The organism is Kroppenstedtia sanguinis, assembly GCF_050433445.1.
Classification (GTDB): domain Bacteria; phylum Bacillota; class Bacilli; order Thermoactinomycetales; family DSM-45169; genus Kroppenstedtia; species Kroppenstedtia sanguinis.
On sequence record NZ_JBNPXF010000003.1, the window covers coordinates 71,861 to 85,288 of the forward strand.

17 protein-coding genes are annotated in these 13,428 nt (G+C 53.1%); 15 read left to right on the plus strand and 2 right to left on the minus strand.

Going from position 1 to position 13,428, the window contains the following annotated elements; genetic code table 11:
• Window positions 1–23: 23 nt before the first annotated feature.
• Window positions 24–146, minus strand: coding sequence for a hypothetical protein (locus tag JOD24_RS02915; protein ID WP_380163866.1), 123 nt, complete (start codon window positions 144–146; stop codon window positions 24–26).
• A gap of 354 nt (window positions 147–500) precedes the next feature.
• Here JOD24_RS02915 and JOD24_RS02920 point away from each other — a divergent pair, with 354 nt between their 5' ends.
• From JOD24_RS02920 to coaD, 4 genes are all read left to right on the plus strand, one after another.
• The gene (locus JOD24_RS02920) at window positions 501–812 is read left to right on the plus strand and encodes a hypothetical protein (protein ID WP_380163864.1); all 312 of its coding nucleotides are present in this window, start codon (window positions 501–503) and stop codon (window positions 810–812) included.
• A gap of 120 nt (window positions 813–932) precedes the next feature.
• Window positions 933–1,703, plus strand: a complete 771-nt coding sequence (locus JOD24_RS02925; RefSeq protein ID WP_380163862.1) for a hypothetical protein — start codon at window positions 933–935, stop codon at window positions 1,701–1,703.
• 507 nt (window positions 1,704–2,210) lie between these two features.
• A complete protein-coding gene (gene rsmD / locus JOD24_RS02930) occupies window positions 2,211–2,834 on the plus strand; it encodes a 16S rRNA (guanine(966)-N(2))-methyltransferase RsmD (protein ID WP_380163860.1) in 624 nt (207 codons plus the stop codon).
• On the plus strand, window positions 2,803–3,282 hold the full coding sequence (gene coaD, locus JOD24_RS02935) for a pantetheine-phosphate adenylyltransferase (RefSeq protein ID WP_380163858.1): 480 nt from the start codon (window positions 2,803–2,805) through the stop codon (window positions 3,280–3,282). The genes rsmD and coaD overlap by 32 nt, the downstream gene beginning before the upstream one ends.
• Window positions 3,283–3,341: 59 nt before the next feature.
• On the opposite strand, the gene ylbJ is transcribed toward coaD, so the two are convergent.
• The gene (gene ylbJ, locus JOD24_RS02940) at window positions 3,342–4,595 is read right to left on the minus strand and encodes a sporulation integral membrane protein YlbJ (RefSeq protein ID WP_380163856.1); all 1,254 of its coding nucleotides are present in this window, start codon (window positions 4,593–4,595) and stop codon (window positions 3,342–3,344) included.
• 128 nt (window positions 4,596–4,723) lie between these two features.
• On the opposite strand from ylbJ, the gene JOD24_RS02945 reads away from it, so the two are divergent.
• The 11 genes from JOD24_RS02945 (at window position 4,724) to fabF (ending at window position 13,413) form a co-directional block, all read left to right on the plus strand.
• Window positions 4,724–5,515 carry a patatin-like phospholipase family protein gene (locus JOD24_RS02945; RefSeq protein ID WP_380163854.1) on the plus strand — a complete coding sequence of 264 codons (792 nt, stop codon included), beginning with the start codon at window positions 4,724–4,726 and terminating at the stop codon, window positions 5,513–5,515.
• Entirely contained in the window at window positions 5,516–6,571 is a 1,056-nt protein-coding gene (locus tag JOD24_RS02950) for a SepM family pheromone-processing serine protease (RefSeq protein WP_380163852.1), read from the plus strand.
• Between the two features lie 66 nt (window positions 6,572–6,637).
• Entirely contained in the window at window positions 6,638–7,153 is a 516-nt protein-coding gene (locus tag JOD24_RS02955; protein ID WP_380163850.1) for a YceD family protein, read from the plus strand.
• Window positions 7,154–7,187: 34 nt separating this feature from the next.
• Window positions 7,188–7,361 (plus strand): 50S ribosomal protein L32, encoded by a 174-nt coding sequence (gene rpmF, locus JOD24_RS02960; RefSeq protein ID WP_380163848.1) that lies wholly within the window; start codon window positions 7,188–7,190, stop codon window positions 7,359–7,361.
• A 138-nt stretch (window positions 7,362–7,499) separates the two neighbouring features.
• Window positions 7,500–8,060, plus strand: a complete 561-nt coding sequence (gene fapR / locus JOD24_RS02965) for a transcription factor FapR (protein WP_380163846.1) — start codon at window positions 7,500–7,502, stop codon at window positions 8,058–8,060.
• On the plus strand, window positions 8,060–9,052 hold the full coding sequence (plsX, locus tag JOD24_RS02970) for a phosphate acyltransferase PlsX (protein WP_380163844.1): 993 nt from the start codon (window positions 8,060–8,062) through the stop codon (window positions 9,050–9,052). Before fapR ends, plsX begins: the two co-directional genes overlap by 1 nt.
• Before the next feature lie 3 nt (window positions 9,053–9,055).
• Window positions 9,056–10,060 (plus strand): beta-ketoacyl-ACP synthase III, encoded by a 1,005-nt coding sequence (locus tag JOD24_RS02975; protein ID WP_380163842.1) that lies wholly within the window; start codon window positions 9,056–9,058, stop codon window positions 10,058–10,060.
• A 26-nt stretch (window positions 10,061–10,086) separates the two neighbouring features.
• Entirely contained in the window at window positions 10,087–11,022 is a 936-nt protein-coding gene (gene fabD, locus JOD24_RS02980) for an ACP S-malonyltransferase (protein ID WP_380163840.1), read from the plus strand.
• 13 nt (window positions 11,023–11,035) lie between these two features.
• Entirely contained in the window at window positions 11,036–11,779 is a 744-nt protein-coding gene (gene fabG, locus JOD24_RS02985) for a 3-oxoacyl-[acyl-carrier-protein] reductase (RefSeq protein ID WP_380163838.1), read from the plus strand.
• 66 nt (window positions 11,780–11,845) lie between these two features.
• The gene (locus JOD24_RS02990; protein WP_380163836.1) at window positions 11,846–12,079 is read left to right on the plus strand and encodes an acyl carrier protein; all 234 of its coding nucleotides are present in this window, start codon (window positions 11,846–11,848) and stop codon (window positions 12,077–12,079) included.
• 86 nt (window positions 12,080–12,165) lie between these two features.
• Entirely contained in the window at window positions 12,166–13,413 is a 1,248-nt protein-coding gene (gene fabF, locus JOD24_RS02995; RefSeq protein ID WP_380163834.1) for a beta-ketoacyl-ACP synthase II, read from the plus strand.
• Window positions 13,414–13,428: the final 15 nt, after the last annotated feature.

Sequence of the window (13,428 nt, forward strand, 5' to 3'; positions counted from 1 at the left end):
CAGAATGAGTCGGGCCCTGCCGGTCAGAGGTAGGGATTTTTTTTTCGGCTTTTTCGTTTGTACCTTTCACCGTAACGCTGAGAGAGTTGCATAAGGGTTTCGAACATTCTAACGACAGCGGACAACAGCAGGATCCATCTCTCCACGTTATACCCTCCTTTCAAACCAAGCTCCGACGAGATGAGCCAACCTCCTCTGAAAGATTGTTGCGGGCCGGTTATTGAAGGAGATCTATTTAAGGAATGATCAAGCTATTTTTGTTTGAATTTTTTGTCCCTGAAAGGGAGAAGGATGTCCTGAAAAAATGGGCAGTTGGCCTAAGGCTAATATACCAGAAAAGTGAAATATTGTAAATGCATAGAAAAGAGTTGGATTTAAGTTCTTTTGTCGTTTTTTGAATATCATCCTGTCAGCGGTGATTCTTCTCATTCCACCACATGTCCTTTTTCTGTCTGATTGCATATTTATATGGGGAGGTCCAGAGACGGGAGGTGTAGTGGATGAATAGGAACAAAGCGTTTTATACGGATTTGGTCCGAACGGTGAATCGAATTCTCGGACGAAGAGCTCTGTCGGTGGAACGGATTGTCCGGACAGTGGATGAAGCGAAGAGAATCCGGCAAAATCGGGGGGCATTGGTGCTCGTTCAGTATTTGACGTCCCTCAGTGAACGCCTGTTTACACCGGCGGAGGTAGAGAAGCTGAAGAGATCCCCGAAAAAAAGGGAGTACACAGATCGGATGTTGGATCTGATGGTGCATGAACAGGTGGTATCTCCCACAGAAGCCCGGATGTTGAAGCGGATGGTTTAGAGGAGGGGAGAAATAGGCATTGAGGTATGGGCATTTGCCGGGGACAGGCAACGGGCGAAAACATATCGTATCAATGTACGGTATCCAGATCACCACCCTCTGAAAGGAGGAGATCCATCCATGAAAAGACAACCGGGCCGGGCATCTATTTCCAAAGCACAAGAAGCGAGACGCTGGGCTTGGTTAAAAAACAAGATGGAACAGTTGGCGGAGCACTTGCCTTCGCAAACAACGCCGCCCCAGCATCCTTTCCTTCCTCCGCCCCCCCGGGATCAGGAACCACCACGTGGATTTTCCAACTCGGGCCCGCCCCGCGGTCGCGGTGGAGAATTCGACGGTCTCGGATGGGATGCGCCCTTTGGGCCTCCCCCTCGTCGAGAAGAAGGGGCTCCCAAGCGGCCCGATGAGAGAAGTCCGCGAGATCGGCGCGATCCCCGACTGGATGAATGGTGGGGCGCACCTATGATGGACTGGGGACGTCCGCAGGACAGGGAAATGCCGCCCTGGGCTCCGCCTCCCCGGGAGCGGAATCGGGGAGGAGAAGTTCCATCCTGGGATCAGGCGCCCCGTGATCGTGACGGGGACAGAGAAAGGGAAGCGCCACCCTGGAGTGGCTCGCCTCGGGACCGGGAAGATTCCCCCTATTGGAGTCGATCCCCTCGCGATCGCAGCAGGGAAGAAGAGGTGCCTTCCATGGATCGGAGTCCGCGCCAATGGGAAGATTCGTCGGACCGCCGTCTGGAAGAGGGAGAAAGATGGGAGGAAAGACCCAAGAGAAAAGCTTCCAGACGCGATTGGGAAGAGCTCCCTTCTCTGTTCGATGAAACGGAACATATGAACAGTTCCGGAATTCGTCCCCGTAGGAATCGCAGTCGGAGAAGGAAATATTAAAGAACAGGCGTGTTGATTCGCCCTATTTTAGGCAGGAACTAAGGTCGGGATGGTGGGACGGTGAAGAGCCTTTGCGCTCTTTGCAAGAGATCCTAGCCGTCCCGCCATCCCCGTCCCCTCAAGCCATATTTTACGATGGGGAAATGGGAGGAGCGAAAGGATCGTTTCGCTTCCAACATTCACTTTATGGTTCATCAACAGCCCTGATTAAAGAATGATGTGCCTGCGGATCTTTTACCCGCAGGTTTTATTTTTAAACACAAAAAAAGACCTGCGAAATTGACATCCACAGGTCCATGGGATCCGCTTGTACGCAGATCCTGAATGGGAGAGGAGAAACCGGAGGAAGAGCTTATGGGGAAACGTAAGTCTTCTCCGCGGTTTGACAGCATCTCCCGACGCTGTCATCCATATCATTGCCCATATTGGGTAAAATATACATACATCCAGATGTTTTTTTGGGAAGGCAGGATTTCCATGTTTCCATCCTTTGTGGTAGGATAAAAAATGTTCAAAAACTTGACAGCGGTAGGTGTTGTGATGCGAATCATTGCCGGCGAAGCCAAAGGAAGAAGGCTAAAAACGGTTCCGGGGATGAAGGTACGGCCGACAACAGACCGTGTACGGGAGTCGCTGTTTCAGATCATCGGTCCTTACTTTGAAGGCGGAGGGGTGCTGGATCTGTTTGCGGGCAGCGGTTCTCTCGGGCTGGAGACTCTCAGCCGGGGAGCCGAGCGGGCGGTGTTTGTGGACCAGGCTTCGGCCAGTGTGGAGACTGTTCGGCAGAACCTACAGAAAGTGGGATTTTCAGATCGGGCTGAGGTCTACAGAAAAGATGCGAGAGCAGCTTTACGTATATTGGTTCGTCGAAAATTGTCCTTCCGGTACATATTTCTGGACCCACCTTACCGGGAAACGTTTTTGCCGGAACTCCTGACGTATATATCAGAACACGATTTATTGGAACCCTGTGGGGTCCTGGTGGCAGAACAAGGAGCCGACTCCCGGCTTGAATCCCGATATCACCATCTGTCTCGAGGCCGGGAGCTGGTGTACGGTCAGACAAAGATCCATCTTTATTATCCTGGAGGTGCAAAGGATGCGGGTGGCAGTTTATCCGGGGAGCTTTGACCCGATCACCAATGGACATCTGGACATCGTGCAGAGAGGAGCGAGGGTGTTCGATCGGGTGGTGGTTGCCGTTTTGCATAACTCCCAAAAGAAACCGCTTTTTTCTGTGGAAGAAAGGATTCGTCTGATCCAGGAAGTGACCGGGGAAATGGAGAATGTGGAAGTGGACAGCTTTGATGGATTATTGGTGGATTATGTCCATCAACGGGAGGCCCATGTGGTGATCCGGGGGTTGAGAGCAGTTACCGACTTTGAATATGAACTGCAATTTGCATCCATGATGCGGAAGTTGGATTCCCGAGTGGAGACGTTGTTTATGATGACTAACAACCAGTATTCTTTTCTCAGCTCGGGAATTGTCAAAGAAGTGGCTTCCGGTGGGGGCAATATCAAAGGTTTGGTGCCGGAAGCAGTGGAGAACGCCCTTGCCGGAAAGTACGGTTATTGAAAACCCGATGCTACCATCGGGTTTTTTTGGGTGGGGTGTTGACTGATCTGCCCGCTTCTTCAGTGGGTTTTTTTCGTCCGAAATCCTTTGAAAAATTGGATGCTCGTTCCTATCAAAATCAAGATCCCAAGCAACAGGATCGCTCTCCATCCCAGAAAGGAAACCCGTTCCGCCAGTCCATGCCATCCAGTCTCGGGAAGTTGGCGGAGAAAAGCGGGGACGGTGGCGTCGGAATAGCGAATATACTGTTCCACCGGATTCCAGAGCAGCAGAGTGATCCAACCGGCGAGCACACCGTGAATCAGGCGAGCGACACAGTAAGGGGCGTAACGGATATCCGTCCGGCTCAAGATGCTGGCCACCTGGGCGTGGACAGACAGGCCACTCCATGCCGTGACGGCGCTGACGATTGTGATTTTATAGGCGATGTGGACGGTGTTGGGCACCTGGCTGGCAACTTGGGCACCCAGTGTAATTTCAAAGAGGCCGGATATGACCGGGGATGCCAGTTCCGCGGGGATTCGGATGAGGGAAAACAGCTGACCGATTGCCGCAGATATCCATGTGGTGATCCCCACTTGACTCAGTACTTCGATCACGACGGAAAACATCATGATAAATCCGCCGACCATCATCAAAGTGTTGATCGATGAGGTGATGGCATCCCCCATCAACTCTCCCAGACTGCGGCCGTCTTTGATGCGGGCTTGATGCATTTCCCGATAGGCCCGAATCAAGAAATGGCCATCGCTCTTTACTGGTACAGGGGTGGTAGGTCCCTGAGGATCATGAAAGCGCATCAGAAATCCGAGTAGCAAACTGGAGGTATAGTGGGCGATTGCAATGATCACCCCCAGGGAAACATCATGGAAAAAGCCTACGGCGACAGCGCCAAACATAAACAAAGGATCAGCGGTGTTGGTAAAGGAGACCAATCTTTCCCCTTCGGATCGAGTGATTAGTTTTTGTTCCCGTAAACGGGCGGTCAGCTTGGCTCCGATGGGATAACCCGAAGCGAGTCCCATCGCCATGACAAAGCCCGCTGTCCCAGGGACACGGAAGATCGGTCGCATCAAGGGCTCCAACAAAACCCCGAGAAAGTGGACGACGCCGAATCCCATCAAAATCTCCGAAGCGATAAAAAAGGGGAGTAAAGCGGGAAAAACAACATCCCACCAGGTTTTCAGTCCCTTGAGTGAAGAATTGAAAGCTTGCTCCGGAAACAGGATGAGGGAGCCCACGAGAAACAGGGCGGTCCCCCCTAGAGCGAGAGAGCGGAAGTGGCTTTGGAAGGGTTGCTTCATCGGCTCCATTCAAATCCTCCCGTTCATCTACTGAGTTTGGTACATGTCTACGCCTGAGAGAAAAAAATTAGACCGCCTGTCTCATGAAAGGACGGGAGGATGAGAAAAGATGGGGTGTATCCACGGCAGAGGAGGAGATGGTTTTGCCTAGACCCAAAGTGGGACTGGCGCTCGGTTCAGGAGGAGCAAGGGGGTTGGCTCATATCGGTGTATTGAAGGTGATACAGAGAGAAGGGATTCCTGTGGATGTAATCGCCGGGAGCAGTATGGGGAGTTTAGTGGGCTGCCTCTATGCGGCGGAGTTGGATTGGGAGATGGTTGAAGGATTGGCTGTCCATTTGCCGAGAAAACGCTGGCTGGATCTGACCGTCCCCCGACGGGGGTTTGTGAGGGGGGAAAGAGTGAGAGAGATGATCCGGTTGTTGACACGGGGACGCTCCCTGGAGGAACTTCCGATTCCCATGGGGGTGGTGGCCACAGATCTGAATAGAGGGGAGCAGGTGGTTTTTCAAACAGGCCCTGTGGATCTGGCTGTCCGGGCCAGCATCTCCATTCCCGGTATTTTTGCGCCAGTTCAATGGCAGGGGAGAACCCTGGTGGATGGCGGGGTGATGGATCGAGTGCCCGTCTCCGTGGTAAAAGAGATGGGTGCTGAGGTGATCCTTGCGGTGGATGTGGTGCCCCGGGCGACTACTGTATGTATTGAGAATATTTTTGATGTAATCGTACAGACTCTCAGCGTGATGGAACGGGAGATACTAAATCAGAGATGGGTAGAGGCAGATGTGCTGATCCATCCAGATTTGACAGATATCAGTCCTACGGCATTCACCGATGTCGAAGAGTGTATCCGTCTGGGGGAAGAAGCAGCACGCCTCCAGATCGATCGGATTAAAGGTTTGATTGTGGAGCGGGGAGGCGCGGATTGAATGGGACATTCCAGACCTTGGTACAGACGGCCATGGATTATCACCGGGGTGGTCACGGCAACCTTGTTTTTGTTGTTGTTTGTGATGCCGACACCTTACTACATCATGCAGCCGGGTTCTGCCCTGGAAGTGCGGCCGATGATTCAGGTGGAGGGTTCCAAGAACAAGGAACAAGGTGCCTTTTTCATGACCACCGTTTCCATGCGGGAAGGCAATCTGTTGGGGGCCATTCTCTCCAGATGGGATTCCCGATATGAGTTGTTGCCCAGAGAGCAGGTTTTGGTCGAGGGAGAGGATCCGGTGGAGTATGAGCGGAGACAAAAGGAAATCATGAAACAATCCCAACAAAATGCCGTTTTAGCCGCTTTTCGCGAAGCAGGGCATCCCTATAAGGAGCAGTTGCTAGGTGTCCGGGTTCTGCGGGTTTTGGAAAAAATGTCTGGTGCACAGGTGTTGAAGCAAGGGGATGTGATTCACCAGGTGAATGGAAAGCCGGTGAGAAGTCCGGAAGATCTGATCGGACAACTGAGTGAAAAAAAAGTGGGTGAGACTGTTCGACTGGAACTCACTCGAAAGGGGAAAACTCTCACACCCGAAGTGAAGTTAGGATCGCTGGGAAAAGTGGGTGGGGAAGGTAGACCTGGGATTGGAATCGAGCCGATGACGGAAAGAAAGATTCAAACCCAACCTGAAGTGAAGATTCAAGCAGAGGAGATCGGCGGTCCTTCTGCCGGCTTGATGTTCTCTCTGGAGGTGATCAATCAGTTGGAAAACGGCGACTTAACCCAGGGCTACCGTGTCGCTGGCACCGGAACCATCTCAGCGAAAGGAGAGGTGGGCCAGATCGGAGGGATTCAGCACAAGATCGTGGCGGCGGAGGAGGAGGGGGCAGATATCTTTTTCGTGCCTGCAGATATTCGCCCCGGAGATTCTAATGAAAAAAAAGCAATCCGGACGGCAAAAAAGATCGGTGCCAACATGAAGGTGATCCCGGTGAAGAGTTTAAGTGAAGCGCTTGGGTTTCTGAAAAAACAAGAGTGGAAAAATGCTTCCTGAAGGACGGACATTGACTGAATCGGTTTTGTGACATATAATTACCCTGTTTGAAAGGGAGTCGTGTAAATGCTGTTCACATTCCGGGAGTTGAATCAAAGCACAGGTCCTCTTCACTGGGAAGAGGAAGTCCGGCTGAGAGGGGTCGAGAAGGAAAATTCCGATCTGATCCGACTGGAGCCAGTAAAGGTGGGGATTACGGCTTGGAAGGATCAAGGCCTGTTTCATATGCAAGGGGATCAGTCTGCAAAGGCGACCTTACGTTGTTCCCGGTGTCTTTCCGGATTTGACCAGACCTTATCCTCCCATTGGCATCGGGTGTTCACAGATGATGAAAACCGGGTGGAACCAAACGGGGAGGAGGAGGTCCTCCTCGTCTCTCTCGACCGGCCGACCGATTTGACTCCTTTTATCCGGGAGGCTTTGTTGCTGAGCATCCCCTTCGCTCCGGTATGTCGGGAGGACTGTAAGGGGTTGTGTCCCACATGCGGAACCGATTGGAACCAAGCCTCCTGCCAGTGCGACAACCGGCAGGTGAATCCTCGGTTAGCCAAACTGGGTGAACTGTTGAACAGGGATCCATAATCCCCATGACGATTTTTAAGAGGGGGTGAAATGAATGGCAGTACCTAAAAGAAGAACTTCCAAAACCCGCAAGCTCAAACGTCGGACCCACATCAAACTGTCGGTCCCGGGGATGGTGAAATGCCCGCAGTGCGGTGAAATGAAACTGTCCCATCGTGTTTGCAAAGAGTGCGGTTACTACAAAGGGAATGAAGTGGTGAATGATTAACCTTCATCACGGTTGTCAAAGGGACCCATTATGCGGGTCCTTTTTATTTTCGGAGGTTGCCATTGAGAGAGGGTTCCGCTATACTGATTTAGTACTTGGTACTAGCACGTGGTGATAAAAGGTGGTGACCCCTCCACTGTGCGCCTGTCAAAAGGAGAGCGACAGAAAAAGTTGAAAGGGGCTCTGGAGTCTGAGCCGTTTTTGACTGACGAAGAAATGGCCCGTCGGTACAAGGTCAGTATCCAAACCATCCGACTGGATCGTATGGAGTTGGGAATCCCCGAGTTACGAGAACGAATTAAATACATGGCAGAGAGAAACTTTGATCAGGTTCGCTCCCTCGGACTAGAAGAAGTGATCGGGCATGTGACGGAATTGAAATTGGATCACAGCGGGATTTCAGAGTTGGAAATCCGGGAGGAGCATGTCTTTGCTCGTCATCAGATCGCCAGGGGCCACCACCTGTTTGCTCAGGCTAATTCCTTGGCGGTGGCTGTGGTCGACGCGGAACTGGTGTTGACCGCCACTGCCGGGATCCGCTTTGTGCGGCCGGTTCGGCTAGGGGAAATATGTGTGGCATATGCAAAGGTGGTCGATGCGACATCTCATCGCACACAGGTGGATGTTCGCACACTTGTCGGGGAAGAGAACGTTTTTCAAGGTGTATTCGATGTCTACCGCTCAAAGGAGGATCAATAATGCGGATTGCATTGGACATCATGGGTGGAGATCATGCGCCAGTTGCCTTGGTAGAGGGAGCTCTACATGCAGCTGAGGAGTGGTCGGATACAGAACTGATCCTTCTGGGACCGGCGGAAAAATCTGAGTCCTTGCTGAAAGGAAAACGTCCTGCCAATCTCACTCTGAGAGCGGTGGAAGAGTGGATTCTAGCGGAGGAAGAGCCGGTACGGGCGATTCGTCGAAAAAAAGGTTCCACGATTGTGGTCGGTTGTCGGATGGTGCGGGAAGGTGAAGCGGATGCATTCATCAGTGCTGGGAATACAGGGGCGTTGATGGCCGCTGGCACGATGGTAACCGGCCGTCTCGATGGAATTGCGCGTCCAGCTCTGGCTCCGATGTTTCCCACTCTCGATGGGAAGGGAATGCTGGTATTAGATGTGGGAGCGAACCCGGAGGCACGCCCTGAGCACTTGGAACAGTATGCCTTGATGGGTAGCATCTATGCTGAAAAAGTGCTCGGCTTCGAAAACCCACGGGTGGGCCTCCTCAATATTGGCACCGAAGAAGGAAAAGGGACCTCGTTGATCACTGAATCCTATGCGCGAATCCGGGAATTGCCGATCCATTTCGTCGGCAATGTGGAAGCGCGGAATGTGATGGAAGGTGACTGCGATGTGCTGGTGTGTGACGGATTCACTGGCAACGTTCTTCTCAAAAACTCGGAGGGCGTGGCGAAAGCGATTTTTGGACGTCTGAAGGAGGAGCTGACCCGAAGTCCCGCCACCAAACTGGCCGCCGCGATCCTCAAACCGAGCCTGAAACGATTTGCCAAGGATATGGATTATAAAGAGCATGGGGGAGCGCCGCTCCTTGGTTTGAGAGGGCCAGTGGTGAAGGCCCACGGTTCTTCTGATGCCCTTGCGGTGTACAATGCGGTTCGCCAGGCCCGCCGCTTTGTTCAACGGGATGTGGTCCAAGGGATATCCGAGGAACTACAACGACTTGGATAGGAGATGAGTATCATGGGATCGGTGGGGATCATTGGCACAGGAGCTTATCTCCCCGAAAAAGTGCTGACGAATGCTGACTTGGAGAAAATGGTGGATACCAATGACGAGTGGATCGTCAGCCGAACGGGGATCCGGGAGCGGAGGATTGCTGCTGACGACCAGGCTTCTTCGGACTTGGCGGTAGAAGCGGGTCGGCGGGCATTGGAGTCTGCAGGGATCGAGGCGAAGGACCTGGATCTGATCATCGTGGCCACGGTGACCCCGGATATGTCTTTCCCTGCTACGGCTTGTCTAGTTCAGGATCGGTTGGGAGCGGACAAGGCGGCCACTTTTGACTTGTCTGCTGCCTGCACCGGATTTCTGTATGGACTCTCTGTTGCTACGCAATTTATTGCCAACGGGATGTACCGGCATGCTTTGGTGATTGGGGTGGATTGCCTTTCCAAGATCACTGATTTTGCGGACCGAAACACTTGTATCCTGTTCGGGGATGGAGCGGGAGCTGCAGTGTTGGGGCCGGTGGCTGAGGGGAAAGGATTTCTCTCTTTTGAATTGGGGGGAGACGGTTCCGGCGGGCATCTGTTGAAGCAACCGGCTGGTGGTTCCCGGATTCCGGCAACTGAAAAATCGGTGGAAGATCGTCTCCACTTTATTTCTATGAAGGGCCGGGAGGTCTTTAAATTCGCCGTTCGAGTCCTAGGAAGCTCTGCGGAGGAAGCCCTGCGCAAAGCAGGAATGACCAAGGAAGATATTGATTTATTGATTCCCCATCAGGCCAACACGCGCATTATCGACAACGCCGTCCAACGTCTGGGGTTATCCCGGGAGAAAGTGGTGATCAACCTGGATCGCTATGGCAATATGTCTTCCGCCTCCATTCCCGTCGCTTTGGATGAGGCGGTCCGAAATGGACGTATCAAACAGGACGACACCTTGGTGTTGGTCGGTTTCGGCGGGGGAATGACCTGGGGAGCGTCGGTGATGAAGTGGACCATGGAGACGAACTGATCCACACCTGAAGGAGGACGGTATTCTTGGGCAAAACAGCATTTTTGTTTCCGGGACAAGGCTCTCAGGCTGTCGGGATGGGAAAAGTGGACTATGATGTAGATTCACAGGTCCGGGGCGTGTTTGAAGAGGCTGATGATGCCCTGGGTTACTCCCTTTCCCGCCTCTGTTTTGAGGGGCCGGAAGAAGACCTTCGGCTGACAGCCCATGCCCAACCCGCCATTCTCACCACGAGTGTGGCTTTGTATCGCATGGTGGAGAGGGCAGGCTTGACAGCGGATTTTGTGGCCGGTCACAGTCTGGGAGAGTATTCTGCGCTGGTGGCAGCCGAGGCTATATCCTTTCAAGATGCAGTCCGTACCGTGAGAAAGCGGGGTCTGTTGATGGAAGAGGCGGTTCCTGCTGGCAAGGGGACGATGTCAGCGGTGATCGGTCTGGACCGGGAGAGTGTGGACCGGATTTGTCGAGAAGTGAGTGGGGAGCAGGGAGAGGTGGAGCCGGCAAATTACAACTGTCCGGGACAACTGGTGATCTCAGGCAGTAAAGAAGCGGTGGAAGCGGCTGGCGCGAGAGCGAAAGAAGCTGGAGCCCGTCGCGTGCTCCCTCTGTCCGTCAGCGGACCCTTCCACTCCAGTCTGATGCAGCCAGCGGCGGACCGGATGAGTGAGGTGTTGGACCAGTTGGATATCCGGGAAGCCCGGATTCCGATGGTGGCCAACGTTTCCGCTCGCCCGCAACAGGAAGTCGCCGACATCCGCAAAGCGCTGGTCCAACAAGTGGCCGCTCCCGTTCTGTGGGAGGACAGCATCCGCCGCTTGATCGAGGAAGGCGTGGATACCTTTGTAGAGATCGGTCCAGGGAATGTATTGACCGGATTGGTGCGAAAGATCCAGCGAGGGGTTACGGCTTTCTCCATTCAAGATGGAGAATCGATGAGGAAAACTTTGGATAAAATGAAGTAAAAGGGGGTTCATCATGTTAAGCGGCAAGGTCGCAATGGTGACCGGGGGTTCCCGGGGAATCGGTCGGTCGATCAGTATCTCACTGGCCAAAGCCGGGGCAGATGTGGCGATCATTTATGCAGGGAACCGAGATGCGGCGGAGGAAACTGCGGAAAAGGTCCGGGAAACTGGTAGGCAAGTCGTAACCATCCAGGCGGATGTTTCAGATGCCGGACAGGTCAACTCCGCTGTGAAAGAGGCTCTCAAAACCTGGGGTCGGATCGATATCCTGGTAAACAATGCCGGTATTACTCGGGATAATCTGATGCTGCGCATGAAAGAGGAGGATTGGGACCGGGTGGTGGATACCAACCTGAAAGGAGTCTTCCTCTGTATCAAGGCAGTCACTCGACCGATGTTGAAGCAACGGGCTGGTCGGATCATCAATATCAGCTCCGTTGTCGGAGTCTCGGGCAATCCGGGGCAGGCCAACTATGTGGCAGCCAAAGCCGGAGTGATCGGTCTCACCAAATCCGCGGCCAAGGAGCTCGCCAGTCGTGGGATTACCGTCAATGCAGTAGCCCCCGGATTTATTGAAACGGATATGACGGACCAACTGAATGAAGAGATCCGTAGGGAAATGATCAGTCAAATCCCTCTTGCCCGATTTGGCAAGCCGGAGGATGTGGCGGGGGCGGTCCAGTTCCTCGCTTCTGATTTGGCAGGTTACATCACAGGTCAAACCCTCCATGTCAACGGAGGCATGGTCACTTCTTGAGGCTGTGAACCTTTGCTAGTTTTTTTGCAGGTCATTTCGTATAATACGAGAGGGGAGGTGAAGGTAATGGCAGATACGCTAGATCAAGTCAAACGCATCATCGTGGATCGTCTGGGGGTGGATGCTTCCGAAGTTACCTTGGAAGCATCGATCAAGGATGACCTGGGAGCTGACTCCCTCGATGTGATGGACATGATTCTTGAACTTGAAGATGAGTTTTCTATGGAGATTTCCGATGAGGAAGCAGAAAAGATCAACACGGTGAAAGATATCGTTACTTATATCGAATCCCGTGCCTAAAGGAGTCGGAAGTCCCGTTGGTTGACGGGACTTTCTCCCCTTTATCATCTTCCCATGGCACGTAAAATTCAAAGGCGGTGACGAGATTGTCGAAGCGAGTAGTGATCACCGGTTTGGGGGTCCTCTCACCGATCGGCAACGACATCCCGACGTTTTGGAATAACCTGATCAACGGGAAATCGGGTATTGGGCCGGTAACTCAGTTTGATGCAAGCGATTATCCCACTCAAATTGCGGGAGAGGTTAAAGACTTTGATCCTCTGAAATATATGAGCCGCAAGGAAGTCCGGCGGATGGATCGCTTCGTCCAACTGGCAGTGGGAGCTTCACTAAATGCGTTGCAACACGCCGGTCTCGAGATGTCCAAAGAGGATCCGGATCGGGTGGGAACCTATATTGGTTCGGGGATCGGCGGGCTGAAGACTTGGGAAGTGGAGCACAGCAAGCTCATGGAAAAAGGTCCACGCCGGGTCAGTCCCTTTTTTATCCCTATGATGATCGCCAACATGGCGGCAGGTCAGGTCTCTATCTCCGTCGGGGCAAAGGGGCCTAATAGTTCTGCAGTTTCAGCCTGCGCTACGGGTACCCACTCCATTGGGGACGCGGCCAAGATCATCCAGCGGGGAGATGCCGATGTGATGATTGCCGGAGGTGCAGAAGCGACTATAAGTCCGATGGCCTTTGCCGGTTTTTGTGCAAACAAAGCGATGACTACCCGAAATGATGAACCGGAAAAAGCGAGCCGTCCTTTTGATAAGGAACGCGACGGTTTTGTCATGGGGGAAGGAGCCGGGATTGTCGTCCTGGAGAGTCTGGATCACGCCCTTTCCCGAGGTGCGGAGATCTTCGCGGAAGTGGCCGGTTATGGGATGAGCGGCGACGCCTATCATCTGACAGCCCCGGCACCGGACGGAGAAGGCGCCGCCCGGGCGATGAAGTGGGCACTGAAGGATGCAGGATTGGAACCGGAAGAGATCGGTTATATTAATGCTCATGGGACTTCCACCGATGCAAACGACAAGACTGAAACCATGGCCATCAAGACCGTTTTTGGTGACCATGCCTATAAAATGGCGGTTAGTTCCACTAAGTCGATGACCGGCCATCTGTTGGGGGCGGCCGGTGGTGTCGAAGCGATTGCCTCCGCTCTCACTTTGAAGGAGCAAATCCTGCCCCCGACGATTAACTATGAATACCCCGACCCCGAGTGTGATTTGGACTATGTTCCCAATGAATCCCGACAGGCATCGGTTCGGGTAGCCTTGTCCAACTCACTTGGCTTTGGTGGCCACAATGCGACCCTCGCTCTGAAGAAATATGACGGGGCCGAATAAGCAGGTGGTGATCGG

Bases quoted from the DNA above. Each gene is read 5' to 3' on its own strand.
- JOD24_RS02920 (WP_380163864.1), top strand. From the start codon at position 501: ATGAATAGGAACAAAGCGTTTTATACGGATTTGGTCCGAACGGTGAAT.
- JOD24_RS02925 (WP_380163862.1), top strand. From the start codon at position 933: ATGAAAAGACAACCGGGCCGGGCATCTATTTCCAAAGCACAAGAAGCG.
- rsmD (WP_380163860.1), top strand. From the start codon at position 2,211: ATGTTCAAAAACTTGACAGCGGTAGGTGTTGTGATGCGAATCATTGCC.
- coaD (WP_380163858.1), top strand. From the start codon at position 2,803: ATGCGGGTGGCAGTTTATCCGGGGAGCTTTGACCCGATCACCAATGGA.
- ylbJ (WP_380163856.1), bottom strand. From the start codon at position 4,595: ATGGAGCCGATGAAGCAACCCTTCCAAAGCCACTTCCGCTCTCTCGCT.
- JOD24_RS02945 (WP_380163854.1), top strand. From the start codon at position 4,724: ATGGTTTTGCCTAGACCCAAAGTGGGACTGGCGCTCGGTTCAGGAGGA.
- JOD24_RS02950 (WP_380163852.1), top strand. From the start codon at position 5,516: ATGGGACATTCCAGACCTTGGTACAGACGGCCATGGATTATCACCGGG.
- JOD24_RS02955 (WP_380163850.1), top strand. From the start codon at position 6,638: ATGCTGTTCACATTCCGGGAGTTGAATCAAAGCACAGGTCCTCTTCAC.
- rpmF (WP_380163848.1), top strand. From the start codon at position 7,188: ATGGCAGTACCTAAAAGAAGAACTTCCAAAACCCGCAAGCTCAAACGT.
- plsX (WP_380163844.1), top strand. From the start codon at position 8,060: ATGCGGATTGCATTGGACATCATGGGTGGAGATCATGCGCCAGTTGCC.
- JOD24_RS02975 (WP_380163842.1), top strand. From the start codon at position 9,056: ATGAGTATCATGGGATCGGTGGGGATCATTGGCACAGGAGCTTATCTC.
- fabG (WP_380163838.1), top strand. From the start codon at position 11,036: ATGTTAAGCGGCAAGGTCGCAATGGTGACCGGGGGTTCCCGGGGAATC.
- JOD24_RS02990 (WP_380163836.1), top strand. From the start codon at position 11,846: ATGGCAGATACGCTAGATCAAGTCAAACGCATCATCGTGGATCGTCTG.